1 protein-coding gene and 1 pseudogene are annotated in these 3,498 nt (G+C 53.9%); one reads left to right on the top strand and one right to left on the bottom strand.

Translation table 11 applies throughout. The features are described 5' to 3' along the window. Positions 1 to 2,687: tandem-95 repeat protein (locus ACR0L4_RS23355; protein ID WP_480515593.1), on the bottom strand; the 2,687-nt coding region annotated here is incomplete at its 3' end. A 412-nt stretch (positions 2,688 to 3,099) separates the two neighbouring features. On the opposite strand from ACR0L4_RS23355, the pseudogene ACR0L4_RS23350 reads away from it, so the two are divergent. Beyond that, positions 3,100 to 3,198, top strand: a pseudogene (locus ACR0L4_RS23350) (transposase domain-containing protein); the annotation flags it as partial. Positions 3,199 to 3,498 lie beyond the last annotated feature (300 nt).

Raw genomic sequence — 3,498 nt, 5'->3', positions numbered from 1 at the left:
CTCGCATCAAGAATGCGGGCCTTAATGGCAGAACCAGACGCATCGCCTTGCTGCTGGTCATCAGACTCCCAGGTGACAACAAAATGGCCATTGGTGAGGGCTGTAACACTCGATGACTCTTGCTTGCCATCTGTAAATTCATTGACGCGGAATTCACTCGTGCCAACAATATCATCAACCGCGACAGGTGCATCATTGACAGGTGTGATCTCAAGCGCGAAGGTGTCGCTGGCTGACAGGGACCCGTCACTGGCCGTTACCGTGACACTCAATGTGCCATTGAAGTCCTGGGGCGGTGTGCCTGAGAAGCTGCCGGAAGCCGCATCAAACACCAGCCAGTCCGGCAGCGGCGAACCATCCGTAAGTGTCGCACTCAGGGTCAGCGCATCGCTATCCACATCCGTGAATGCGTTCGCCGGCAGCACAAAGCTCACGGCCTCATCTTCCACGGAAGCCTGATTGGACAATGCAAGTGCCACAACAGGGGCATCATTGGTTCCGTGCACAATGATCGAAACGGTTGCGACGCCCACACCGCCATTGCCGTCATCGGTCGCATAGGAAAATGTGTCGATAAGTGTCTGGCCCTCTGCCAGGGCCTGAACATCAGCTGCCCCGGTGGGATCGTAGCTGATGGTCCCATCAGTGTTCAGCGTCAGGGCTGCACCATGCGCACTTGTGGCAGAAACCGCTGTCACCGTGAGTGCGTCCCCGTCGACATCGCTGTCATTGGTGAGAAGCGTGGCGGTATCAATTGAGGTCACAACATCTTCGGTGATCGGAGTGGGACTTTGCACAACATCGTTAACTGCGACAGGTGCATCGTTGACAGGGGTAATCTCAAGCGCAAAGGCATCGCTTGCTGAAAGAGACCCGTCACTGGCCGTCACCAGTACATTGACCATGCCGTTGAAATCCTGCGGCGGTGTGCCTGAGAAGCTCCCTGCAACCGCATCAAACACCAGCCAGTCCGGCAGGGCCGTGCCATCCGTAAGTGTCGCACTCAAGGTCAGCGCATCCCCATCCACATCCGTGAATGCGTTCGCCGGCAGCACAAAGCTCACGGTCTCATCTTCCACGGAAGACTGATCAGGCAATACAATCGCCACAACAGGCGCATCGTTGGCTCCATGAACAACCACGGAAACACTTGCGGTGCTCTCCCCGCCATTACCGTCCTCGACCGTATAGGTGAATGTATCCGTCAGGGTCTGACCCTCTGCCAGGGCCTGAACAGCGTCTGCGCCGGTTGGATCATAGCTGATCGTCCCGTCGTCTGTGTTCAGCGTCAGGGCCGCGCCATGTGCACTCGTCGGAGACACATCCATCACCGTCAGCGCATCTCCATCCACATCGCTGTCATTGGCCAGAAGCGTGGCGGTCTCAATCAGGGTGACAACATCTTCTGTGATAATCTTGTGACTTTGAGCAACACCGTTCGCATCAAAAACGCGGGCCTTGATGGCGAGGTCCCCATCGCCCTGCTGTCCGTCATGAGACTCCCAGGTGACAACAAAACCCCCATTGGCGAGGGCTGTCACACTCGGGTTCTGTTGCCAGCCATTGGTGAATTCATTGACCAGGAATTCACTGACAACCTCATCGCCATTCTCATTGAAAATGCGGGCCTTGATGGCAGTACCGGACGTATCCCCTTGCTGCTGGTCCTCAGACATCCAGGTGACAACAAAATGGCCATTGGTGAGCGCTGTAATACTCGGGTATACTTGCCAGCTATCGGTGAATTCATTGACCAGGAACTCACTGACAATCTCATCGCCATTCTCATTGAAAATACGGGCCTTGATGGCAGAAGCGGACGCATCCCCTTGCTGCTGGTCATGAGACCCCCAGGTGACAACAAAACCCCCATTGGCGAGGGCTGTCACACTCGGGTCCTCTTGCCAGAAGTTGATGAATTCGTTGACACGGAACTCACTGACAATCTCATCGCCATTCTCATTGAAAATACGAGCCTTGACGGCAGACCAAGACGTATCCCCGTGCTGTTGGTCCCAAGAATGCCAGGTGACGACAAAATGGCCATTGGCGAGCGCTGTAACGCTCGAGTATAGTTGCGCGTCATTGGTGTATTCATTGACCAGGAATTCACTGACAATCTCATCGCCATTTGCATCGAAAATGCGGGCCTTGATGGCAGAACTGGACGTATCCCCTTGCTGCCCGTCAAGAGAATGCCAGGTGACGACGAAATGGCCATTGGCAAGGGCTGTCACGCTCGGCCAGCCTTGCATGTCATGGGTAACTTCATTGACCGGGAACTGACTGACAATCTCATTACCATCCGTATCAAAAATACGGGCCTTGATGTCAAAACCAGACGGATGCCCTTGCTCCTGATCATTGGACGGCCATGTGACGACGAAATGGCCATTGGCGAGCTCGGTAACGCTGGGGGTCAATTGACTACCATTAGTAGACTCATTCACCAGAAATTCACTGACAATCTCCACACCATTCTCATTGAGAATACGGGCCTTGATGGCAGTTTCAGACGTATCGCCCGGCTGTCCATCATCAGACTGCCAGGTGACGACGAAATGGCCATTGGCGAGAGCGGTAACACTCGGGTCGCTTTGAGAGCCATCGGTGAAGTCATTGACCAGGAACTCACTCGGATCAACAGTATCATCAGCCGCGACAGGTGCATTGTTCATTACGGTCATTTCTTTATCCAATTCAAGCTGTGAGCAATTGAGATGATCTCATTTGCATGCTGTACATGTGAGTGATGAGTGAAAACCTGTTGTTATTGTACTGGCTAACGTTCCAAAGTTTTACTGATTGGGTTCCGCTGCGCGATTGACCGCGAATACGTCCAGCCAATTCGTCCCGCATCCAACACTGGATCCAGATCGCTGAATTGGAAAATACCATGATTCTATATTTGAATAGGAAAAGGCTATGGTGGGGTCTGCACCTGTCAGACTGTTACTTTGTCAATACGGCCTGAGCAAACAGTCGCCACAAGCACCATTATCGCACCAGAAGTCTGCAATGGTCTTCTGGTCAGGGCGAGTTGCCCAGTCAACCACATCAGTTCGACGTTCCGCCCTGCATTACGTTCTAACCAATGGCCGTGCCTGGCTCACCCAAACACTGACCGCTATCGCAAACGGGCATAAACAGTCCAACATCAGCAGCCTGATGCCCTGGAATTACGCCACAGACCTGTAATCGGTGCACCGCCTTCACTTTATCCTGAAAATGACGCAGAAATCTCAGCGGCCCAATGCATGTACCGGCTGCTGTTCTCCGCCGTCCCTGAGGCCCTGGTTCAGACCTGCATCGTGCATCTGGTGCGCTATGCACTGCGCAGCTCTCTCGGCAGATGAAGTGGCCGAAACATCTGCCCGTGCGGCTCAAAACCTGTGACTGAGGGCAAACCCAATGTAGGGATTGGGGTCACCGCCTTGTGCGCGATATCCCGCGTTAAACAGAATTTCCGGTCCGGGCGCTTCTGAAGCAAGCTGATAG

The organism is Ruegeria sp. AB5, assembly GCF_056542645.1.
This window is presented reverse-complemented; position numbering and strand designations above follow the sequence as displayed.